Raw genomic sequence first — 20,905 nt, 5'->3', positions numbered from 1 at the left:
AAGCCGGGCATCAATGCCCGGCGGCTTTCGCCGGCTCGCTTGCTGCTACGGTCTGGGCCTCCTCATCAACCTGGTCGCCATCACAGCCCTCAATCTTTTCGATTTCATGGGCGATGGCTTCGATCTCGGTTTGGGGCATATCGACCCGTTCGCCGAAATAGTAGCCGGTGCTGGTTGGCACTGTGTTGATGTAACGTACTTCCCACGGCTGTGACACGGCAAGCGTCCTCGTAGGAACCGGCGCGTAGACGATTTCAGCACCGATCGCGGAACCGCGAAGTTCGGCTCTTGTAGTCGGTCCGCGATGATCGGCGACCTGGACAATAATGAGATCGGGATCGAGCTTTTCGGAAAGATGGCGCGCAAGGCGCATGCCTGTCTTGACCCGGTCCCTGGGCTCGGCATCGTCGCCCGCGACAAGGGCGATCAGCCGCTTTTCCTTGCCGCGCCGGAATTCGGACTGATACACCGTCCGGCAATGACCGCCGGCCTCTTCCTGGAACCCCGGGATCATGTTTGCCGGGGCGAACACCAACGCAGCCGTTCCGGAAGCTCCGAGGACAAAAAGAAACCCGCCTGACAGCAAAACGAGCTTGCGCGAGACACGAAACAGACTGAACAGATTACGCTTGGCGGCTGCCATGACTGGATACCCTTGACGCAGAACAACTCTGCACAGTGTAGCCAAACGCCCTTACGTAAGTATTAACCCTGTTTCTTAAGATGTGCTTCAATCCGGATCAGACGGGATCAGCTTGGATCAGCAATCCTGAAGCGGCGATCAATGTCAGCTTTACGGCCAGGAATATCAAGCCGCATGGGCGATCGCTCACGCCGGGCGATGACCTTGCCGCGTGCCATCACCATCAGCCGCGTTGCCCGCAACCTTATTGCCTCGATCGGGTTGCCCGCATCAAGCACCACCAGATCGGCGCGCTTGCCGGCCTCAAGGCCATAGTCCTCGAGCCCCATGATCGCGGCACTTTCGGTGGTGACCATCTCATAGCAACGCCGCATGTCCTCAGGGCTGGTCATTTGCGCCACGTGCAATCCCATGAAGGCGACGTCAAGCATGTCGGCCGTGCCCAGCGAATACCACGGATCAAGCACACAATCCTGACCGAAACCGACCCGGATTCCATGCTTGAGCATTTCCGGCACCCGCGTCATGCCGCGTCGCTTCGGATAGGTGTCGTGGCGGCCTTGCAGCGTGATGTTGATCAGCGGATTGGGAATTGCCGCAACCTCGGCCTCCGCAATCAGCGGCAGCAGCTTGGAGACGTAGTAGTTGTCCATCGAATGCATCGAGGTGAGATGCGACCCCGCCACCCGGCCCTGCAGCCCGAGCCGCTGCGTCTCGTAGGCCAGTTGCTCGACATGACGCGACAACGGATCATCGGTCTCGTCGCAATGCATGTCGACCATCAGACCGCGTTCAGCGGCAATTTCACAAAGCTCCGTCACCGATGCGCGCCCATCCGCCATGGTGCGCTCAAAATGCGGAATCCCGCCGACAACATCCACTCCAAGATCAAGTGCCCGGATGGTGTTCTCCCGCGCTGTCGAAGACCGGTAGAGCCCGTCCTGCGGGAATGCCACCAGTTGCAGATCGATATAGTGCGCGATCTCTTTTTTGACTTCCAGCAAAGCCTCGACCGCCAGCAGCCGGTCATCGCAAACATCGACATGGGTGCGGATGGCGAGCAGGCCCATCGAAGCGGCCCAGTCGCAATAGGCAAGCGCCCGTTCCTTCACCGCTTCGTGGGTCAGGAGCGGCTTGAGTTCGCCCCAGAGGCCGATCCCCTCCAGCAGTGTGCCCGAGGCATTGATCCGCGGCAGTCCGTAGGACAGCGTCGCATCCATGTGAAAATGCGGGTCGACGAAGGGCGGCGAAACCAGATCGCCCGTGATATCGATGATCTCGCCCGCTTCCGCCTCGATGGCTGGGGAGATCGCCGCGATCCGTCCGTCGCGGATGGCGATGTCGGCGGTCGTCCCGTCAGGCAGCACGCCGCCCTTGAGCAAGGTGTCAAAACTCATCTCTCGCCTTTCTGGTAGGGGATCATCAGCGCTTTCGGATAGGTCGCCCGCCGGGCGACCACGACCAGCGCGACGATCGACAGCACGAACGGCATCATCAGGAAGATCTGGTAGGGAATAACGCCGCCGGTGATCTGCTGCAGCCGCACCTGATAGGCATCGAATGCTGCAAACAGGATGGCGCCGATCAGCGCCTTACCCGGCCGCCAGGAGCCGAACACCACCAGCGCGATCGCGATCCAGCCGCGGCCGTTGATCATCTCGAAAAAGAACGAGTTGAAGGCTGACATGGTGAGGAACGCACCACCGATCGCCATCAGCGCCGAACCGACCATGACCGCGCCGATCCGCACGGCGGTCACCGATATGCCCTGCGCCTCGACCGCAGAAGGATTTTCACCCACCGCCCGCACAGCCACGCCAACCGGCGTCCGGTAGAAGACGAATGCGACAGCGGCGACGGTGAAATAGGCGAGATAGGTAAGCGGCGTCTGATTGAACAGCGCCGGACCGAGCACCGGGATATCGGACAGAACCGGAACCGCGAAAGGTTGGAACGGCTCGATCTTCGGCGGCGAGGACACTTCCGGCAGCAGGATCCGGTAGGTGAAATAGGTCAGGCTCGCCGCAAGCAGCGTGATCCCGATACCGGTCACATGCTGCGACAGCCCGAGCGGCACGGTCAGGAATCCGTGCAGCAACCCGAACATCGCCCCGGTCAGGGCGGCGACAAGCACGCCGGTCCAAAGGTCTCCGCCCATGTAGACGGTAAACCAGCCGGAAAACGCGCCAGCCACCATGATGCCCTCGATCCCCAGATTGAGCACACCCGCCCGCTCGCAGATCAGTTCACCCATGGTGGCGAAGATCAGCGGCGAAGCGATGCGGATGGCGGCAACCCAGAAACTGGCGGTGAACAGAATCTCGAATGCTTCGTTCATGTCACCTCCAGCGCACGCGGTAGCGCATCAGCATGATCGCCGCGACCATGGTCAGCAGCGATGTCGCCACCATCACCTCGGCAATGTAACTCGGCACATTGGCGCTTCGGCTCATCGCATCGGCGCCAACGAAGATGCCGGCCACGAAGATCGCGGCGGCAATGACTCCGAGCGGGTTGAGCATCGCCAGCATGGCGACGACAATGCCGGTGTAGCCGTAGCCCGGCGACAGATCGAGCGTCAGGTTCCCCTTCAGCCCCGCCACTTCGGAAAACCCGGCCAGCGCCGCAAGCCCGCCCGACAGGAGAGCTGTCTTGACGATCACGCGGTTGACAGGAATGCCGGCAAAGCGTGCCGCTTCCGCATTGTGTCCGACCGCGCGCATCTCGTAGCCCAGCGTTGTCTTCTTCATGATCACCCAGACCACGATCGCCGAGGCGATGGCCAGGATGAACCCGAAATGCAGCCGCTTGCCCTTGATCAGCCGCGGTAGCTGCGCTTCTTCGATCACCCGCCTGGACTGCGGCCAGCCAAGACCCATCGGATCTTTCAGCAGGCCTTCAAGCAGCATGGAGACGAACAGCAGCACGATGAAGTTCAAGAGCAGCGTGGTCACCACCTCGTCGACTCCAAACTTTGTCTTCAGGATCGCCGGGCCGAGCAGGGCAAGCGCACCCGTCAGCATCGCGGCGATCATGATCAGTGGAATCAGCCCCGCCGATGGCAGGGTCACAGCACCCGTGCCAATCACCACGGTCATCACCGCTCCAAGATAAAGCTGTGCTTCGGCGCCGATGTTCCAGAGCTTGGCTCGGAACGCCACCGCCACGGCAAGCCCGGTGAAGATCAGCGGTGTCGCCCGAGTCAGGGTTTCCAGAAGCGCGAACTGCGATCCGGCCGCGCCCTTCAAGACAAGCCAGAATACCGTCAGCGGCGACGCGCCGGCGATCATCACCAGCAGCGAGGAAAACACCACGGTCGCCAGGATTGCCCCGGCCGGCCACAAGATGCTGGCCGCGGCTGACCTGGCCGGTCTCGGTTCAAGCCGCATGGCTCGCCCCCTCGTCGTGCCCGTGCCCGGCCATCAGTTCGCCGAGCTGCATGACGCTGAGTTCGCCCCGCAGGGATGGCCTCGACAATTGGCCCCGGTGGATAACCAGGATCCGGTCAGACAGCGTCTGGATCTCATCGAGGTCCTCGGAAATCAGCAGCACTGCAGCCCCCCGGTCGCGCGCCTCGATCAACCGCGCATGCACATAGGCGACGGCCCCGACATCAAGCCCGCGGGTCGGCTGGCTGGCGAGAATGATGTCCGGATCCCCGTCAAGCGCCCGGCCCAGAATGAGCTTCTGCATGTTGCCGCCGGACAAGAGCCGCACTCGGGCATCCGGCGACGGGCATTTGACGTCGTAGGCCTTGATGATGTCAGTTGCGAAGTCTGCCGCGGCCTTCCAGTTCAGAAACCCGAACCTCGAGAACCGTGGGCTGCGATAGGCCTCTGAAATCACGTTCTCGGCCACGCTCATGTCGCCGATCATGCCGGTTGCATGCCGGTCTTCCGGTATCCGCCCCAGGCCCCGCTCCAGCGCCGCGCCGGGAGACCATCGCTCGGCCTTCTCGCCATGAACGAGGATGTCACCCTCCACAGATTCCAAGGTCCCCGAAATCAGCGCCGCCAGTGCAGCTTGGCCATTGCCGGAAATGCCCGCGAGGCCGGTAATCTCGCCACCGCGCAACTGCATGGAAATCTGCTTGAGCGCCGCGCCGCCCAGGCTTCGCGTCGAAACACCCTTGAGTTCGAACAGGCAATTCCGGGGCGATGCTGGTCCGATCTTGTTGACCGGCAATTGCCCGCCAACCATCAGTTCGGCCAGTTCCCTGCGTGTCGCCTCGGAAGTCTTGCGCTCGCCTGCGAGCTTGCCGCCCCGCAAAACCACCACGCGATCGGAAACCGCCTGAACTTCGCCGAGCTTGTGCGAGATGAAGATCACCGAAAGCCCCGCCGCGACCAATTTTGCGAGCGTGGCAAAAAGCGCCTCGGTTTCCATCGGCGTCAGCACCGCGGTCGGTTCATCGAGAATGAGAATCCGCGCCTCGCGGTAGAGCGCCTTGAGGATTTCGACCCGCTGCCGCTCCCCGACAGACAATTCGGTGATCATCCGGTCCGGATCGACTTCAAGCCCGTAGTCCACGGCCAGACGCCGGATCTTATCCCGCGCGGCTGATTTGCCGAGGTTGAACGACCACAGCGGACGCGTGCCAAGCACGATGTTTTCGAGCACCGTCATCTGATCGGCAAGCGTGAAATGTTGATGCACCATACCGATGCCGGCAGCCAGCGCCGCGTGCGGGTCTCCAGGCGGCAGCGTCTTGCCGAACACCTCTATCTCTCCCTCATCGGCGGTGTAATGGCCGAAAAGGATGTTCATCAGCGTGGTCTTGCCGGCACCGTTTTCGCCAAGCAGTGCTACAACCTCGCCACGCTTCAGCGACAGCGAAATGGCATCATTGGCAACCAGCGGGCCAAATCTCTTGGTAATGCCCGAGAGGCGGAGAACCGTCTCCGCCTCCGGGCCATTGTTGGCGTCCATCAGCTGGACTTGGGCTCTTCGTCGTTGATCTCGACCACGAAGGAGCCGTCCTTGATCGCGGCTTCCCGCTCCATGACCAGCTTCATCGCCTCTTCGGGAACCTTGCCCTCGAAGGTTCCGAGCGGTGCCAGCGAACAGCCGCCTTCCTTCATGAAGGAATAGACCCCGTAATTCTCGGCCTTGAACGTGCCCGCCTTGACCATCTCGATGGCATGATCGAGCGTCGGCTCGAAATGCCACAACGCCGAGGCCACCACCGTATCCGGGTAGTCTGCCTGGGTGTCGATCACGTTGCCGATCGCAAGGATGCCCTTTTCCTTCGCCGCATCGGACACACCGAAGCGTTCGGCGTAGAGAATGTCCGCTCCACCATCGATCTGCGCGAAAGCGGTCTCCTTGGCCTTCGGCGGATCGAACCACGAACCGATGAATGCAACCTGGAACTTGGTGTCAGGTGCCGTTTCCTTCACGCCCGCCATGAAGGCGTGCATGAGCCGGTTGACTTCCGGAATCGGAAAACCGCCGACCATGCCCATATTGTTTGACTTGGTCATGGCGCCTGCGATGATACCGGACAGATACGACGCGTCCTGGATATAGTTGTCGAACACCGCGAAGTTCGGTGCATCGTCCTTGGGCAGGAAACTCGAGCCCATCAGGTAGGCAGTTTCCGGATAATCGGCGGCCACCTGGCGAGCCGCATCCTCGACCGCAAAGACTTCGCCGATGATCAGGTCATGACCGGCTTCGGAGTATTCGCGCATCACGCGCTCGTAGTCATTATTCGAGGTGTTTTCGGAAAACACATACTCGATGTCGCCGCGGGCGACGGCCGCGTTGGCGGCCTTGTGGATACGGCTGACCCACTGCTGTTCGACCGGAACCGTGTAGATCGCGGCGACCTTGAGCGGCCCTTCGGCGCGCGCCCGGCCCATGAAGCCCGGCATGGCGAGCGCTGCGGCACCGGCAGCGGCACCTGCGAGAACCTGGCGGCGTTTGAGGAGATTGGGATGGCTGGACATGGTTGTTCTTGTCATGGCTGACGCTCCTGTTTGACAAAGATTTAAGCTGCACCCGTCATTATTTTTGACCAAATGATAAAACGCCCATCCCGCCTTGGCAACAGCGTAATACTTGCTGTGCACAATCCTCGCGGTCTCGTCCTTTTGCCCGGCAATCAGGCCAATTCACCTTCGTCAGGCAGACCAGCGCGGATTTTTGGTTGCACATCGCGCTCGAAGCGGCACAACAATGGCATCAGCGAAACACCCGGCCTCGCCGGCGCCAACTGAAAAGGACGCGATCGGGATGACCGACAGCTCGGGCAAGAATCTGCTGGCGCTCAATTGCGGCTCGTCTTCGATCAAGTTTGCAGTATTCACAGACCGGCTCGAGCGCAGCTTCTCCGGACTGGTCGAGGCAATCGGCCACGGCCAGACGCCACGGCTTAAAACGTCGACCGGTGAGAAGATGGAATTCGGCGACCCCGATCAGGGCCACGCCGAGGTGCTGCCGCGGCTGATCAATGAGATCGTCCTGCCCCGCGCGGGAGCGATCGAGGGTGTCGGCCACCGCATTGTTCACGGCGGCGAACTGTTCAATGCCCCTGTCAGGATCACCCCAGAGATCCGCTCGGGCATCTCAGAACTCTCACCTCTGGCGCCTGGCCACCAGCCGCACAATCTGGCGGGCATCGACGCGGCCAAACAGGCCCTTCCGGATGTTCCGCAGATCGCCTGTTTCGACACCGCGTTCCATTCAGACATCTCCGCAGTGCGCCGTGAAATGCCCCTGCCGCGCCATTATGCCAGGGATGGACTCATTCGTTATGGCTTCCACGGCCTGTCTTATGAGCATGTCGCCGCCAGCCTTTCTGGCCTGGGCCTTTCCTCGGGCCGGGTGATCGCCTGCCATCTCGGCAATGGCTGCTCGATCTGCGGCATGATCGATGGAAAAAGTGTCTGGACGTCGATGGGTTTCACCCCGCTTGACGGGCTGATGATGGGCCAGCGTCCGGGCCGGCTCGATCCTGGCGCAGTGCTCTGGCTGGTCGAACAACACGGCGGCAACACCGCAGCGGTCGGCAAGCTGCTCTATCACCAGAGCGGTCTGTCGGGCGTATCAGGCCTGTCAGGCGACATGCGAACGCTTCTGTCCAGCGAGCAGCCCGATGCGGCCTTTGCGGTCGAAATGTTTGTTGACCGGCTAGTTCAGGAGATCGGCGGCGCGGCGGTGAGTCTTGGCGGCATCGACGCACTGGTCTTCTCCGGCGGCATCGGCGAGAACGCGGCGCCGATCCGCGTCATGGTTCTCGAAAAGCTTGAATGGCTCGGCTTCAGTCTCGACGCAGCCGCCAATACCGCAGGAGCTAGTCGCCTGACCGCCGCAGAAAGCGCAAGACAGGCCTTTATTGTCAAAGCCGACGAGGAACACATCATCGCCCAGGCTGTGGCCGGGCTGTTGGGCTGATTGAGCCTATTGCCAGTTGCCGGCCAGTGCCCGCAGCAGGTCCGATCGGCTGATCTGCCCCACCAGCCGCCCCTCCGACATCACGGGAAAGCGCCGGAAAGAACTCGCCAGAAACACTTCGGCAGCCTCCACAAGGTCGAGATCCGCATCCAGCGACACCGGATTGGAGGACATGTAGTCGGCAACACTGCCGCCCCACTCCCGGTAATAGCTCGCATGCAGCGCCGCCTTGAAGCAGTCCTTCTGGGACAGCATGCCGAGAAGATCCCCGGTTGCATCGAGCACCGGCGCGCCGGAAATCCGGTTGTCGATCAGCAGGTTCATCGCCCGGTTGATCTCCATCTCGGGCGTCAGCGTGATCAGTTCACGGCTCATATAGGTCCTGATCCGCGGCCGCTCACTCATCGGTCCCACCCTTGCGGCAACCGCTGCACGACAGCCCGGTGGCGCAGGCCAGGCCGCCGCACGATCCCTTGAGCGGCGAGCGTCCGAAAATCACACCCAGCGCCAGCCCCAGCACGGAGAGCAGAACCAATCCAAATGCGAGTAGAAATGTCTCCATCGCCTGTTCCTCCTAGGCAATCACGTAAGTGCCGAAGCCGGCGGTCATGATCTCGTGGCTGCCGCCCTTCTCAAACCGGACAAAAAGCGCCGGAATGGAATGGGTCTCGGCGAACGCCGCCCCCCGCTCCATCCCCATCACCATCAGTGCGGTCGCCAGGGCATCAGCGCGCATTGCGGATGCGTCCAGCACCGACACCGATGCCGGCAGGGCGTCGACCGGACGGCCGGAGCGCGGATCGATCAGGTGGCTGACACCGCCCTCGCCCAGGCTGATGTATTGCCTTCCGGTTCCCGATGTCGCCAGAGCCAGAGGACCAGGTGCAACAACATGCTCGACGAGACCTGGCTTGGCGTCCGGCCGTTCGATGCCGACCCGCCAGGCCCGCCCGTCCGGATGACGACCGAGTGTGCGAACCTCGCCGCCAAGCTCAAACATCACCGAATCCACTCCAACAGCCGGCAGCTCCTCGATGATCCGGTCTAGCGCATAACCTTTGGCGATCCCGCACAGATCCAGCGTCAGGCCGGGCAATCGCTTGCGCAATCCGTTCGACGAAACCGACAGGTCTGCCGGATGCGCCCGCTCTCCATGGATGGGCCCGAATCCAAAACGATTGACCAGCGGACCGATCGTCGGATCAAAGGCGCCTTCGGTCAGCCGGGAGATCTCGAGCGCGTGGCCCGCGACATCGGCAAGCGGTGCCGAACAGCTTTGCCAGTCGGCCGTATCCGCGCGATTGAAAACCGAAATCTCCGACTGGGCCAGATAGGGCGACATCGACTGATTGATGTCGGCGACAATGGAAGCCACCAGCTTGCGGACTGCAGCCGACTGGCTTGCGTCCGGCAACGCCGCCCGCCAGGTGCTGCCGAATGCCGGACCACCGATCCCAACCGTCCCGGCCGCTGCAGGCCTCATGGTCCAGGCCATCGCTGCTGCAGTCGAGACAAGAAAACTGCGTCGTGTCATCCGCATGGCATCAGACTCCGAAATCATCTGTGAAGATATGGGATTTGTCGACACCGGCATCATCCAGCATCGCCAGCACCGCGCGGATCATCAGCGGCGGTCCGCAAAGATAGTATTCGCAAGCCTCCGGCGCCGGGTGATCCCTGAGATAGTTCTCCCAAGCCACCATGTGCACAAATCCGGTGCTTCCCTGCCAGTTGTCTTCGGGACGGGGATCGGAGAGCGCCACCGTCCAGCCGAAGTTCGGATGCTTGTCCGCCAGCGCGTCGAACTCGTCCTGGTAGGGCAGATCGGCCTTGTTGCGCGCGCCATACCAGTAGCTGATGCTGCGGCGCCCTTTGAGCCGCTCCAGCTGATCGAAGATGATCGCGCGCAGCGGCGCCATGCCGACGCCGCCGCCAATGAAGATCATTTCAGCCTCGCCGGGCTGTGCCCGGAAGCTGCCGAACGGCCCGGATGTATCGACCCTGTCTCCCGGCTTGAGCGAGAACAGCCACGAGGAAACCACGCCGGGCATGACGTCGGGACGCGACGGCGGTGGCAGTGCCAGCCGGATATTGAGCACGATCCGCCCCGCTTCCGTATCTTCGGGACGGTTCGAGACCGAGTAGGCACGGGTCACGGGTTCGGAACTGGAAACCTTGAGTGCCCTGAGCGTTTTCCAGACCTCGGCATGGGCATCCGGCACATCGAAATCCGCATAGTCGTGCTCGAATGGCGGAGCGGTAACCTGCACGAAGGATCCGGCCTCGACATCGAGGTCCATACCTTCGGGCTGGTGCAACACGATTTCCCTTATCAGCGGTGTCAGTGCCCGCACGCTTTCAACCGTGCAGACGAATTTTTCCGCCGACATCAGGTCGTTGTCGACTTCGACCTCCATGTCACCGCGCATTACCACCTGGCAGGCAAGATGAACATGGTCCTTCAGGTCCGCTTTGGTCAGCCGGGCAGCTTCCGTCGGCAGCGGCGCGGAGCCTCCCTTGAGGATCTTGACCCGGCACAGCCCGCAGGTGCCCGCACCGGCACAAGCGGATGGCACGAGAATTCCATTGTCGTTCAGCGCCGTCAGCAGCTTGACCCCGGTCTTTGCGTCGAACTCGCTCGATCCGTTCACTGTCAGCACGGCAGGGCGCGAGGGCGACAGGATCGATCGGGCAAACATCACCGTGATCGCCAGCACCAGCACGATCACCGTCAGCAGGACAATACCAAGAGCGATCTCTGTCATGGCGTCACCAGGGCGAAGGCCGAGAAGCCGAGTGACATCAGGCCGGTGACGATGAAAGCACTGGCCAGCCCCTCGACGCCCTTCGGCATGTCGCTGTATTTGAGCCTCTCGCGAATCGCCGCGAAGGTGATGATCGCCAGTGCCCAGCCGACGCCGCTGCCGATGCCGTAGACCACAGACTCCCCGAAATCATAGCGGCGTTCGACCATGAAAAGGCTGCCGCCGAGGATCGCGCAATTGACCGTGATCAGCGGCAGGAAGATGCCGAGCGCCCGGTAGAGCCGCGGCGCGAACCGGTCCAGCGTCATCTCCAGGATCTGCACCATCGCGGCAATGACGCCGATGAAGCTCACCAGCTTCAGGAATGTCAGATCGACTTCCGGCAACCCGGCCCAGGCCCATGCGCCCTCCAACAGCAGCAGGTTGAAGATCAGGTAATTGAGCGGGACGGTGATCGCCTGCACCACGATGACCGCCAGCCCAAGGCCGACAGCAGTATCGACCCGCTTGGAGACGGCGAGAAAGGTGCAAATCCCTAAGAAGAAGGACAGTGCAAGATTTTCCTGAAAGACCGACTTGATCAGCAGCTCGCTCATGGCCGGCGGTCCTCCGCAGTTTCCAGCCGGAACTCGGGCCGCTCCACCTGCTCGGGACGCAGCACCCGCACCAGCCAGACCATAAGTCCGAGAATGAAGAACGCGCTCGGCGCCAGCTGCATCAGGCCGAGCGGCTCGAACCAGCCGCCTTCGGCTACGGTCTTGACCAGCGGCACACCCAACAAACCGCCGGTTCCGAGAAACTCCCGCAACGTCCCGACGATCAGCAGGATCAAGCTGTACCCGAGGCCGTTTCCAAGCCCGTCAAGCGCGCTTGGCACCACCGGATTGCGCATGGCGAAGGCTTCCGCGCGTCCAAGCACAAGGCAGTTGGTCACGATGAGCCCGACGAAGATCGACAGCCGCTTGCTCATCTCGAACATGAAGGCCTGCATGAACTGGTCGATCACGATCACGATCGAAGCCACGATGGTGATCTGGATGATCAGCCGGATCGATGGCGGGATGTGGTGCCGCATCAGGCTGATCACGCCGCCCGACAGGCAGAGCACCACCGTCAACGCCACCGACATGGTGATGGCTGTCGACAGGGTGGTCGTTACCGCCAGAGCCGAGCAGATACCCAGGATCTGCAGGGTAATCGGGTTGTTCCCGATCAGCGGGCTGATGAGGTGATGTTTGAGCGACATCCTAGAGCCCCTCCTGCCTGAGCCTGGACAGGAACGGGCCAAACCCTTGGTCCCCCAGCCAGAACCGCAACATGTTGGTGATCCCGTTGCTGGTACGCGTGGCGCCGGATATCCCGTCGACTTCATAGGGGGTCGAAGCCCCACCGCGCACCAGTTCGATCCGGACAGCCCCGGTCTCGTCGGCAATCTTCTTGCCGGGCCAGAGCGCAAGCCATTCCGGTTCCTCGATCCGCGCGCCAAATCCGGGCGTATCGCCCTGCTCCACGATCGCCAGCGCCGCAATGGTCGTCAGGTCCGCCTCTATCGCCAGCGCGGCCCGAATGGTGGATTGGTAGCCTGCGCCATAGACCGGCAGCACGATCAGCTTCAGGTCGCCATCCTTCTGCAGCAGGTAGACCGGCGACAGATTTGCCCGGCGCTTGATGCCCGCAGTGTCTGCATCCGCTTGAAGCGCTATGCTTGCCTCAGAATCTTGCAGCGCCGCGTCGAGATCAAAACCAGCCGGATCCTCGCTGCTCGCAAAACTACCATCATCCAGGTTGACCAGCCTTGTTTCGAGCGTATCGACGCCCGATTCCATCATCAGGTCACGCATGCCAGGCAGCGTATCAAGCATCTGATCGATACGCGCCTGCCGTTCGGCCGCCCGGTTGGCCTCCTGGTAGGGTTTCAGCATGACCGAGGTAATCGACACCGCTGCAGAGGATACCAGGGCAACAAGAACCGCCATGCCGATGATCTTGACCAGGTCATCGTTCGAGCGGGCGAAGAACTTTCGAATGGGTGACAACAGCTCAGCCATGGCGCGCCTCCCGCCGTCTGACCGCCAGTTTTACATCAAGATAATCGATGAGCGGCGCGAACAGGCTCGCAAGCAGGCAAGCGAACACGATGGCCGCCGGCGCTATCGCCGGACCCTCAATTGTATCGAAGAGGACAATCAGCAGGCCGGCCAGACCACCATACACCAGCCGGCCCGGCTGAGTGGACGCGGCAGCCACGGGATCCGCCACGAGGAAAACCAGCCCGAACACGGCTGTTGTCAGCACCAACAGCAAGCTGTCCGCACCATCTCGCGCCAGACCGAAAGCAATCAGCACGGCAACCGCCGAGACCAGCACCCGCCAGGAGATCAGGCCTCCCAACAACAGCAGCAGGGCGCCGGGAAGCGTCGCCAGTGCCATGGCGCCACTCACCGTCGCCAAGCCCGCCCCGGTGAAGGAAAACACCAGGAAACCGGCGGCAGCCGCTGCACCCGACACAATGCCATAGCCGCGCCCGCCAAACACCAGTTCGCCGAACACAACCCCGAAACTCGCAGCCATGGCGACCTGCCACAACGGCAGCGTCTCGGGCGCCAGAACCGTGAAGATCAGAGCCACTGTCGCGGTATGCCAGCTCAGCGCCCGCTCGCGGATCAGGGCAAAGGCCATTTCCCAGATGAGACAGGTGACCAGAGCCGTTGTCAGAACGCCAATCTGAGCTGCCCCGCGCTCAGCCACACTGACGCCCACGGGGGCGGCCAGCGCAATCAACTGGGCCAGCGTGACTCGCGCGGGCGACCATCCGCTGCGCTGTCGCATGAGATGAGGATCAAGGAGCCAGCCGGTCATGCATCCTCCGCCAGTTCATCAAGCACATGGCGCAGCATCCGCCCGTAATCAGCCCCGCTGGTGCAGGCGAGAGAAACAGCTGCCAGATCCTCTTCGACCATTTCCAGGCATCCTAGGCGACTTGCAGTCTCTGCATCACCAACGCTCAAGGCGCGCAGGAACGGGATGACCGGAACACCAAAGTCCAAGGCGCTTTCGAGTGCCGCTGTGGGTATCACCGGTGCCGGCCGCGAAGATACAAGGCACAGCCGTTTGACCAGGCCTTTGGCGGAAGGCTCCCGCCGTGAAGGGACATCATCCAGCAAGGTAATCTGCTGGTGATAGCGGCCGAGCCAGGCTGCCCGCCGTCCACTTGTCGCAGAGCCGGAAAGAACACAGGGCGGCAGGCCGCGAGGATCCGGCAGGGCTTCTCCGCCAGTCAGCTCAGTCAGGCTGGCGCCGGTGATGGTCCGGACAAGCCGCGGCTCACGGGCCCGGGGTCCCGTCAGGGCAACAACGCGGCTGAAATCATGAGCACCTGTCATCACCATCTTCCCGATGGACAAGACATCCTGATAGCCGATGCTCCAAACCGAGCGCCCCGGACCGACCGGATGCAGTCGGTGAATATGGGTCCCGGTCAGGCCGGAAGCCCCGCCAGACGCAAAGAAGGCGCCGCGAATGCGGTCACCAAGACCGGCAGCGATGTCTGTTGCGGGAGTCTGGCAGACATGGACTTTCCCTGACGTCAGCAACGCCACGGCCTTGAGGCCCGCCGTAAAGACATCCTGCTCGTCGGCAAGCACCACGCGCGGATCAGGCGCATGCGGGTTGTCAGGCGTCATCGTCACGAAAATCGCCTCGGCTTCCGCGTCGGGTGCAGGGATCCGCCCGAAGGGGCGGGTCAGGAAGGCGGGCCAGAAGCCCTTGGCGAGCAGCGCCGCGCGCACCTCCGTGGCCGACGACATCGGCATAGTGATCGGATCTGGCTCGTGCTGGCCGACTTCCAGTCGGATCACCAGGGCCGAGAGGCTGCGCCGCGGTCCGAGCGTGATCGACTCGACGACACCCGACACCGGAGAAACGAAGACGATTTCCGGATGAAGACGATCGTGGAACAGCGTCTGCCCGCGCATGACATGGCTGCCCTGGTCGCACATTAGCCGGGGCCGAAGTCCCGGCAGATCAGCGCCCAGCAGCGCAACGCAGCTGACCGCAGGTCCGGCATGGATCACCTGCGCGGGCAACCTCGTATGGTCAGTCCTCAACCCCGGAAACACGTCCTGGCCCCACCCTCTGTTTCTTCCTTACCGGCAGCCAACCAGAAGGTCGCTGGGAGAGCACCAGCAGACCCTGTTGATCAATCACGGTACCAGGACACTATCAGGATCAATCCGTGCCTCCATTGAGCGAGATCAATGCAGCCACGCGATCAGGCGTCATTATCGGGGGACAAGAAGAGCATCCAGAATTGCCGGAAACATTCATTTGTCTGAACCGCTGGAGGTCTGCCGTGTTCCGAATTCGAACTTTACTGTCCCTGATCCCGCTGATCATCATCGCCATCCCTGCCGGTCACGCGCAGGACACATCGCCGATTACCGCAATCGTCGAAAGCTGGATGGCCTCGCCACACGGCGACCGCAAGTCAGAATCCTTTGTTCACTGGAACAAGGATGGCGCGGTGCCCGAAGATTGCGCCACCTGCCATTCCGGCCCCGGCTTGCTGGATTTTCTCGGAGCGGATGGCTCGATGGCTGGCAAGGTCGATGCGCCCGGCACGATCGAATCGCCCGTTGATTGCGTAGCCTGCCACAACCAGGCTGCAAGCAGTCTCGAGCAGATCACCTTCCCTTCAGGTGAAATCATGACCGAAGCCAGTCCGTCCGCGATCTGCATGGTGTGTCACCAGGGCCGTGCGTCGGGCGACGCCGTCAACGCCGCCATAGCTGGCAGCGAGAATGACACAATCAACGCAGAACTTGGCTTCATCAACGTGCACTACGCCGCCTCGGCCGCGACCATGTTCGGCGGCGCAGTGCGCGGCGGCTACCAGTATGAGGGCAAGACTTACGCCGAAAAATTCGCCCATGTACCCGATTTCAACAGCTGCACCACATGCCACAATCCGCACACCACCAAGGTTGTCGCCATTGATCAGTGCGTGGCCTGTCACAAGGGCGCGGAAACAATCAGCGCCATTCGCACGACGCCAGCCGATATTGATGGTGATGGCGATGCGCAGGAAGGCATCAGCGCCGAAATCGCCACGCTGCACGAAAAGCTTGGTGACGCCATCATGCTCTACGCGAAAGACGTGGTCGGCAAGCCGGTGGTATATGATGCGCACGCCTATCCGTATTTCTTCAATGACCTGAACGGAAACGGTCAGGCGGATCCGGACGAAGCCAAGTTCCCCAACAGCTACAAGAGTTGGACGCCGCGACTGTTGCGGGCTGCCTATAACTATCAGTTCTTGGCCAAGGAACCCGGCGCCTACGCCCACAATCCGCGTTACGCCATCCAGCTTGCCTATGACAGCCTCGAGGATCTCTCCTCCAAGGCCGCCGTCGACATGGCCGGAATGACAAGGCCCTGAAGGCCATCTCCACCCGATTGCGAGCGGTCCGGCACTTCCCGGGCCGCTTTTTCATTCCCTATCGCATGATCTTCTGACACCAAGGGCGGGAACCGATGGCCAATTCCGAAATACTCATCGCGGTCGGCATTCTGTTTCTTGCCGGGCTTTTGCTCGACAAGGTCGGCCGCATCGTTCACGTTCCCCGTGTCACCCTGCTGATCCTGCTGGGAGCCGTCGTCGGACCACCCCTGCTTGATTGGCTACCGCATGACTTCAACAAGTCCGACGAGTTTTATGCTCCGACAGCCCTGACCATGGTCGCTTTCCTGCTCGGTGGCAGTCTGAGTCCCGAGACACTGAAGTCTCATGGCCGTGAGATCATGATCATATCGCTGACCCTCGTTGCCGTGTCGGTCGCTGTGGTGGCCACCGGCCTCTGGCTTATCGGTCTGCCAGTGGGGATCGCGGTGCTTCTGGGAGGCATGTCGGCCGCCACCGATCCTGCCGCAACCCATGACGTCATTACCCAGGCCGGAGCCAAGGGCAGGTTTGCCACAAACCTGCTCGGGATTGTCGCCATTGATGACGCCTGGGGCTTGCTTGCCTTTTCGATGGCAATGACACTGGCCGGAATCATGGTCGATCAAAATGCCACAATGGCACTGATCCACGGGGCGACAGAGGTAGGTGGAGCCATCGCGCTGGGGCTTGCCATCGGTTTGCCCGCAGCATTTCTCACAGGGCGGATAAAGCCCGGCGAACCGACGCTCATAGAGGCCATCGGCCTGGTCTTTCTGTGCGCGGGCCTGGCGTTGCACTTCCAGGTATCATTCCTGCTGACCGGCATGGTCTGCGGCACCACCATCGTCAACCTGGCTCGCCACCACGACCGCCCGTTCCACGAGATCGAACGAATCGAGTGGCCGTTCATGCTGCTGTTCTTCGTCATGGCCGGCGCTTCCCTAAAGACCGGAAACCTGATGGAAGTGGGTTACATCTGCATTGCTTATTTCATCTTGCGCGCGTTCGCCCGGCTGCTTGGCGGCTGGGCCGGAGGCCGCCTGGCCGGACTGCCCCATCATGAAAGCAGAATGACCGGACTGGGCTTGATGCCCCAAGCGGGCGTCGCCATCGGCATGGCCCTCGTGGCCAGCGAGCGCTTTCCAGAAATTGGAGAGCTGTTGCTCGCCGTTGCAGTCGCAAGCACCATTGCCTTTGAGTTGATCGGTCCGTTTTTGACCCAGACCGCCATCCGCCGTGTAAGTCCAGCGTAATCGCCTATACGACTAAAGACCAATGAATGAATTTGAATTGCAGCCTGAAAACCTGCGGGGGCAAGGATCGTGCGCTTGCCATCAATGCATTCAAATGACACTATGAATTCGCTGTCATATTGTTCAGCTCGATCCGATCGAGCCAGAACAAGCGGAGGGAACGAATAAAGACAGCACCGAAAAACTGTTAAGCAAAATATTTCCTTGGGAGGAAACATGTCCAACGTACTCAACCGCAGAAGATTCCTGCGCGGTTCGGCTGTCGCCGGTGCTGCCGCTCTCGCAACCCCGGCAATCGCCCAGAACGCACCGACCACGCTGAAGATGCAGGCCGCCTGGGGCGGCGGTATCTTTCTCGAGAACGCTCAGTCGTTTGCCGCCCGTGTCAACGAAATGTCAGGCGGATCCCTGGTCATCGAAGTCTTGTCCGTCGACGCCGTTGTCAAGACCAGCCAGATGCAGGACGCGGTCCACCGTGGCGTGCTCGATGCAGCGCACTACGTGTCGGCCTATTGGTACGGCAAGTCCAAGGCGGCTTCGCTCTTCGGCACCGGCCCCTGCTTTGGCTGGTCAAGCCAGGAAATGCTGGGCTGGATATATGCCGGCGGCGGCCAGGAGCTGTTCGACGAGCTGATGAGCAATCTGCGTCTGAACGTCGTCTCGTTCTTCAACTCGCCGATGCCGGCGCAGCCGCTGGGATGGTTCCAGCAGGAGATCACCGACGCCAGCCAGATGCAGGGGCTGAAGTACCGGACCGTTGGCCTCGCTGCTGACGTTCTCCTCGAAATGGGCATGTCCGTGGTGCAGCTGCCGGGCGGCGAAATCCAGCCGGCGATGAAATCCGGCCTGATCGACGCCGCGGAGTTCAACAACCCGACCTCCGACCGCGATTTCGGCATGCAGGACGTCTCGAAGTTCTACCACCTTGCATCCTACCACCAGAGCCAGGAGTGCTTCGAGGTCACGATCAACAAGGACAAGTTCAACGCGCTGTCGCCGGAACACCAGGCGATCATCCGCAACGCGTCCATGGCCGAGAACTCAGGCTTCTATTGGGGCAACACCAAGCGCTACGCTGACGACCTCGTCAAGCTTCAGGAGCAGGATGGCGTCAGCGTCTTCCGTACGCCCGACAGCGTGATGGCCGCACAGCTCGAAGCATGGGATGTGGTCACCAAGCGGATTGCCGATGAAGACCCCTTCTTCGCCAAGGTGATGGAATCGCAGATGGCCTACGCCAAGAATGTCATGGGTTATCTCAACCTGAACCAGCCCAACTATCAGCAGGCCTACAAGCACTACTTCGGCTGATCTGGAAGCGTGACAATCGGATAGTCCGGGGCTCCTTGCGATCCCCGGACGTCCAGCGCCTAGGGGTGGGCGACAAACACCCCGGCTATTCTGGAGGGGCAACTCATGAAATTTGTTTACGCCGTGGAGGGTTTGAGCCTCTGGGTCGGCAGGGCCTTCGGCTGGTGTATCCTGATCCTCACCCTGTCGGTCTCGTACGAGGTTTTCGTGCGCTACGTGCTCAATGCTCCGACCGTCTGGGCCTTCGACATGATGATCCAGATGTATGGCGCACTGTTTCTGATGTGTGGCGCCTACGCTCTGGCTCAGGACACCCATGTCAGGGCAGACGTGGTCTACCGCCTGTTCCCGGTCAGGGTGCAGGCCACCCTCGATTTCGTGCTCTACTTCCTCTTCTTTTTCCCCGGTATCCTCGCATTGGTGTGGTTCGGCTATGAAATCGCCTCCGACAGCTGGCGCTACAAGGAAGTGAGCTTCAACAGCCCGGCAAGCATCCAGATCTATTTCTTCAAGTCGCTGATCCCGGTGTCGGGCGCACTGCTCATGATCCAGGGCGCGGCCGAACTTGTTCGCTGTGTCATCGCGATGCGGCACGGCGTCTGGCCCGAAAGGCTTGCGGACGTGAAAGAGACAGAAGACCTGCTCACGGAAGCGGACATGGACACGATCCGTTCCGTCATTCCGGGCAAATAGCAATTTCGCATGGCGCTGTGAGAAAGAGTAAGAGATGACAAATCCCGAAGTCGCCCTGCTTATGCTTGGCTTGTTTATCGTGCTGGTCTTGCTGGGTTTTCCGATTGCTTTCACCCTGCTGGCCATGGGTGTCGGCTTTGGCTATTACGCCTACCATCAGGGTCACCCGATCGAGACCTTCACCGACATCTTCAACAACAACATCTTCTATCTCCTGAACCAGAATACCTATTCGGTGATGGAGAATCCCACGCTGGTGGCCATCCCGCTGTTTCTGTTCATGGGATATGTGGTGGAACGGGCCAACATCGTCGACAAGCTGTTCTTCTCCCTCTACATGGCCGCGCGCAACCTGCCCGGCAGCCTGGCGATTGCTGCGCTTCTCACCTGCGCGGTGTTCTCGACAGCTTCCGGGATCGTCGGAGCCGTGGTGACGCTGATGGGCCTTCTGGCGTTCCCGGCCATGGCCAACGCCAACTACAACAAGAGCTTCGCCTCGGGCGTGATTTGTGCGGGTGGCACGCTTGGCATCCTCATTCCGCCTTCGATCATGCTGATCGTCTACTCGGCGATCGCCGACCTGTCGCCGCTGCGGCTTTATGCGGCTGCGGTCTTTCCAGGCCTGCTGCTCGCTGGCCTCTATATCGTCTATGTGATGGTTCGGGTCTGGATCACCCCCAGCCTGGCGCCCAAGCCCCAGATGGATGACGTCCCGCCACCGCGCGAGATTTACTGGAACCTGCTCGTCAGTTTCGTTCCGCTGACGGTATTGATCGCGCTTGTTCTGGGGTCCATCCTCGGCGGTCTCGCGACACCTGCGGAGGCCGCTGCAATGGGCGCGCTGGGCGGCATCGTTCTGGCCATCCTCTACCGGTCGATGTCATGGAAGAAACTCAAGGAAAGCGTCTTCCTGACCGCCAAGGCCACGGCCATGGTGTGCTGGCTGTTCGTAGGCTCCTGGACCTTTGCCTCCGTCTTCTCCTATCTTGGCGGGCACGACATCATCGCCCATTGGGTCGGTGGCATGGACCTCGAACCCTGGCAGTTCCTGATCCTCGCCCAGGTCATCATCTTCCTGCTTGGATGGCCGCTGGAATGGTCGGAGATCCTGATCATCTTTGTGCCGATCTTCCTGCCCCTGCTCGAGGTTTTCGGGGTCAACCCGTACTTCTTCGCCATGCTGGTGGCGCTCAATCTTCAGACCTCGTTCCTGACGCCGCCCATGGCCATGTCGGCCTATTATCTCAAAGGCGTGCTCAAGAAGCAGATCGAACTCATGGAGATCTTCCGCGGGATCATGCCCTATCTCGGCATTGTGATCCTGACCATGGTGATCATGTACCAGTTCCCCGGTATCGCACTGTGGTTCCCCGACTATCTCTTCGGTGTGTACATCCCGTGA

At 61.3% G+C, this 20,905-nt stretch carries 21 protein-coding genes; 6 read left to right on the top strand and 15 right to left on the bottom strand.

Features of this window, described 5'->3' with window-relative positions; translation table 11 throughout:
- Positions 1 to 10: 10 nt before the first annotated feature.
- The 6 genes from GTW23_RS00750 to GTW23_RS00725 all read right to left on the bottom strand — a co-directional run bounded on the left by GTW23_RS00750 (position 11) and on the right by GTW23_RS00725 (position 6,609).
- On the bottom strand, positions 11 to 643 hold the full coding sequence (locus GTW23_RS00750; protein WP_152010412.1) for a hypothetical protein: 633 nt from the start codon (positions 641 to 643) through the stop codon (positions 11 to 13).
- Between the two features lie 107 nt (positions 644 to 750).
- A complete protein-coding gene (locus GTW23_RS00745; RefSeq protein ID WP_252914252.1) occupies positions 751 to 2,040 on the bottom strand; it encodes an amidohydrolase family protein in 1,290 nt (429 codons plus the stop codon).
- Positions 2,037 to 2,981 carry an ABC transporter permease gene (locus GTW23_RS00740; RefSeq protein WP_252914251.1) on the bottom strand — a complete coding sequence of 315 codons (945 nt, stop codon included), beginning with the start codon at positions 2,979 to 2,981 and terminating at the stop codon, positions 2,037 to 2,039. Before GTW23_RS00740 ends, GTW23_RS00745 begins: the two co-directional genes overlap by 4 nt.
- A 1-nt stretch (position 2,982) precedes the next feature.
- On the bottom strand, positions 2,983 to 4,032 hold the full coding sequence (locus GTW23_RS00735) for an ABC transporter permease (protein WP_252914249.1): 1,050 nt from the start codon (positions 4,030 to 4,032) through the stop codon (positions 2,983 to 2,985).
- Positions 4,022 to 5,572 (bottom strand): ABC transporter ATP-binding protein, encoded by a 1,551-nt coding sequence (locus GTW23_RS00730; RefSeq protein WP_252914248.1) that lies wholly within the window; start codon positions 5,570 to 5,572, stop codon positions 4,022 to 4,024. The genes GTW23_RS00735 and GTW23_RS00730 overlap by 11 nt, the downstream gene beginning before the upstream one ends.
- Positions 5,572 to 6,609, bottom strand: coding sequence for a BMP family protein (locus tag GTW23_RS00725; RefSeq protein WP_244615265.1), 1,038 nt, complete (start codon positions 6,607 to 6,609; stop codon positions 5,572 to 5,574). Before GTW23_RS00725 ends, GTW23_RS00730 begins: the two co-directional genes overlap by 1 nt.
- Positions 6,610 to 6,880: 271 nt before the next feature.
- Here GTW23_RS00725 and GTW23_RS00720 point away from each other — a divergent pair, with 271 nt between their 5' ends.
- Positions 6,881 to 8,041: an acetate/propionate family kinase gene (locus GTW23_RS00720; RefSeq protein ID WP_252914247.1), complete on the top strand. Its 1,161-nt coding sequence runs from the start codon at positions 6,881 to 6,883 to the stop codon at positions 8,039 to 8,041.
- A 6-nt stretch (positions 8,042 to 8,047) separates the two neighbouring features.
- On the opposite strand, the gene GTW23_RS00715 is transcribed toward GTW23_RS00720, so the two are convergent.
- From GTW23_RS00715 to GTW23_RS00675, 9 genes are read right to left on the bottom strand one after another with little or no spacing between them, the layout of a single operon-like run.
- Entirely contained in the window at positions 8,048 to 8,446 is a 399-nt protein-coding gene (locus tag GTW23_RS00715; protein WP_252914245.1) for a CBS domain-containing protein, read from the bottom strand.
- On the bottom strand, positions 8,439 to 8,603 hold the full coding sequence (locus GTW23_RS00710) for a hypothetical protein (protein WP_193217348.1): 165 nt from the start codon (positions 8,601 to 8,603) through the stop codon (positions 8,439 to 8,441). Before GTW23_RS00710 ends, GTW23_RS00715 begins: the two co-directional genes overlap by 8 nt.
- 12 nt (positions 8,604 to 8,615) lie before the next feature.
- A complete protein-coding gene (locus tag GTW23_RS00705; protein WP_252914241.1) occupies positions 8,616 to 9,581 on the bottom strand; it encodes an FAD:protein FMN transferase in 966 nt (321 codons plus the stop codon).
- Between the two features lie 4 nt (positions 9,582 to 9,585).
- The gene (gene nqrF / locus GTW23_RS00700; RefSeq protein WP_252914240.1) at positions 9,586 to 10,806 is read right to left on the bottom strand and encodes an NADH:ubiquinone reductase (Na(+)-transporting) subunit F; all 1,221 of its coding nucleotides are present in this window, start codon (positions 10,804 to 10,806) and stop codon (positions 9,586 to 9,588) included.
- Positions 10,803 to 11,402, bottom strand: coding sequence for an NADH:ubiquinone reductase (Na(+)-transporting) subunit E (gene nqrE, locus GTW23_RS00695; protein WP_152010421.1), 600 nt, complete (start codon positions 11,400 to 11,402; stop codon positions 10,803 to 10,805). The genes nqrF and nqrE overlap by 4 nt, the downstream gene beginning before the upstream one ends.
- Positions 11,399 to 12,052 carry an NADH:ubiquinone reductase (Na(+)-transporting) subunit D gene (locus tag GTW23_RS00690; RefSeq protein ID WP_252914239.1) on the bottom strand — a complete coding sequence of 218 codons (654 nt, stop codon included), beginning with the start codon at positions 12,050 to 12,052 and terminating at the stop codon, positions 11,399 to 11,401. Before GTW23_RS00690 ends, nqrE begins: the two co-directional genes overlap by 4 nt.
- Position 12,053: 1 nt before the next feature.
- Positions 12,054 to 12,854 carry an NADH:ubiquinone reductase (Na(+)-transporting) subunit C gene (nqrC, locus tag GTW23_RS00685; RefSeq protein WP_252914238.1) on the bottom strand — a complete coding sequence of 267 codons (801 nt, stop codon included), beginning with the start codon at positions 12,852 to 12,854 and terminating at the stop codon, positions 12,054 to 12,056.
- Positions 12,847 to 13,665, bottom strand: a complete 819-nt coding sequence (locus tag GTW23_RS00680; protein ID WP_252914237.1) for an RnfABCDGE type electron transport complex subunit D — start codon at positions 13,663 to 13,665, stop codon at positions 12,847 to 12,849. Before GTW23_RS00680 ends, nqrC begins: the two co-directional genes overlap by 8 nt.
- The gene (locus GTW23_RS00675; protein ID WP_252914236.1) at positions 13,662 to 14,879 is read right to left on the bottom strand and encodes a hypothetical protein; all 1,218 of its coding nucleotides are present in this window, start codon (positions 14,877 to 14,879) and stop codon (positions 13,662 to 13,664) included. Before GTW23_RS00675 ends, GTW23_RS00680 begins: the two co-directional genes overlap by 4 nt.
- A 278-nt stretch (positions 14,880 to 15,157) precedes the next feature.
- On the opposite strand from GTW23_RS00675, the gene GTW23_RS00670 reads away from it, so the two are divergent.
- From GTW23_RS00670 to GTW23_RS00650, 5 genes are all read left to right on the top strand, one after another.
- Complete coding sequence (locus tag GTW23_RS00670; protein WP_252914235.1) at positions 15,158 to 16,243, top strand: cytochrome c3 family protein; 1,086 nt, start codon at positions 15,158 to 15,160, stop codon at positions 16,241 to 16,243.
- A gap of 95 nt (positions 16,244 to 16,338) precedes the next feature.
- Positions 16,339 to 17,499: a cation:proton antiporter gene (locus GTW23_RS00665; RefSeq protein ID WP_252914234.1), complete on the top strand. Its 1,161-nt coding sequence runs from the start codon at positions 16,339 to 16,341 to the stop codon at positions 17,497 to 17,499.
- A gap of 216 nt (positions 17,500 to 17,715) precedes the next feature.
- Complete coding sequence (locus GTW23_RS00660; protein ID WP_152010427.1) at positions 17,716 to 18,810, top strand: TRAP transporter substrate-binding protein; 1,095 nt, start codon at positions 17,716 to 17,718, stop codon at positions 18,808 to 18,810.
- Between the two features lie 105 nt (positions 18,811 to 18,915).
- The gene (locus tag GTW23_RS00655) at positions 18,916 to 19,503 is read left to right on the top strand and encodes a TRAP transporter small permease subunit (protein WP_152010428.1); all 588 of its coding nucleotides are present in this window, start codon (positions 18,916 to 18,918) and stop codon (positions 19,501 to 19,503) included.
- Positions 19,504 to 19,537: 34 nt separating this feature from the next.
- Positions 19,538 to 20,905 (top strand): TRAP transporter large permease, encoded by a 1,368-nt coding sequence (locus GTW23_RS00650; protein ID WP_152010429.1) that lies wholly within the window; start codon positions 19,538 to 19,540, stop codon positions 20,903 to 20,905.

The sequence above is a fragment of the Parahoeflea alexandrii genome, assembly GCF_024105735.1.
Classification (GTDB): Bacteria; Pseudomonadota; Alphaproteobacteria; order Rhizobiales; family Rhizobiaceae; genus Hoeflea; species Hoeflea alexandrii.
Note: the sequence above shows the minus strand (reverse complement) of the source record. Positions and strands in the feature narration are given on the sequence as shown.

Excerpts from the sequence above, each read along its gene's own strand:
- GTW23_RS00655 (WP_152010428.1), top strand. The coding sequence starts at position 18,916 with ATGAAATTTGTTTACGCCGTGGAGGGTTTGAGCCTCTGGGTCGGCAGG.
- GTW23_RS00715 (WP_252914245.1), bottom strand. The coding sequence starts at position 8,446 with ATGAGTGAGCGGCCGCGGATCAGGACCTATATGAGCCGTGAACTGATC.
- GTW23_RS00725 (WP_244615265.1), bottom strand. The coding sequence starts at position 6,609 with ATGACAAGAACAACCATGTCCAGCCATCCCAATCTCCTCAAACGCCGC.
- GTW23_RS00690 (WP_252914239.1), bottom strand. The coding sequence starts at position 12,052 with ATGTCGCTCAAACATCACCTCATCAGCCCGCTGATCGGGAACAACCCG.
- GTW23_RS00720 (WP_252914247.1), top strand. The coding sequence starts at position 6,881 with ATGACCGACAGCTCGGGCAAGAATCTGCTGGCGCTCAATTGCGGCTCG.
- nqrC (WP_252914238.1), bottom strand. The coding sequence starts at position 12,854 with ATGGCTGAGCTGTTGTCACCCATTCGAAAGTTCTTCGCCCGCTCGAAC.
- GTW23_RS00750 (WP_152010412.1), bottom strand. The coding sequence starts at position 643 with ATGGCAGCCGCCAAGCGTAATCTGTTCAGTCTGTTTCGTGTCTCGCGC.
- GTW23_RS00650 (WP_152010429.1), top strand. The coding sequence starts at position 19,538 with ATGACAAATCCCGAAGTCGCCCTGCTTATGCTTGGCTTGTTTATCGTG.
- GTW23_RS00665 (WP_252914234.1), top strand. The coding sequence starts at position 16,339 with ATGGCCAATTCCGAAATACTCATCGCGGTCGGCATTCTGTTTCTTGCC.
- GTW23_RS00735 (WP_252914249.1), bottom strand. The coding sequence starts at position 4,032 with ATGCGGCTTGAACCGAGACCGGCCAGGTCAGCCGCGGCCAGCATCTTG.
- GTW23_RS00730 (WP_252914248.1), bottom strand. The coding sequence starts at position 5,572 with ATGGACGCCAACAATGGCCCGGAGGCGGAGACGGTTCTCCGCCTCTCG.
- nqrE (WP_152010421.1), bottom strand. The coding sequence starts at position 11,402 with ATGAGCGAGCTGCTGATCAAGTCGGTCTTTCAGGAAAATCTTGCACTG.
- GTW23_RS00660 (WP_152010427.1), top strand. The coding sequence starts at position 17,716 with ATGTCCAACGTACTCAACCGCAGAAGATTCCTGCGCGGTTCGGCTGTC.
- GTW23_RS00710 (WP_193217348.1), bottom strand. The coding sequence starts at position 8,603 with ATGGAGACATTTCTACTCGCATTTGGATTGGTTCTGCTCTCCGTGCTG.
- GTW23_RS00745 (WP_252914252.1), bottom strand. The coding sequence starts at position 2,040 with ATGAGTTTTGACACCTTGCTCAAGGGCGGCGTGCTGCCTGACGGGACG.
- GTW23_RS00740 (WP_252914251.1), bottom strand. The coding sequence starts at position 2,981 with ATGAACGAAGCATTCGAGATTCTGTTCACCGCCAGTTTCTGGGTTGCC.
- nqrF (WP_252914240.1), bottom strand. The coding sequence starts at position 10,806 with ATGACAGAGATCGCTCTTGGTATTGTCCTGCTGACGGTGATCGTGCTG.
- GTW23_RS00680 (WP_252914237.1), bottom strand. The coding sequence starts at position 13,665 with ATGACCGGCTGGCTCCTTGATCCTCATCTCATGCGACAGCGCAGCGGA.
- GTW23_RS00705 (WP_252914241.1), bottom strand. The coding sequence starts at position 9,581 with ATGCGGATGACACGACGCAGTTTTCTTGTCTCGACTGCAGCAGCGATG.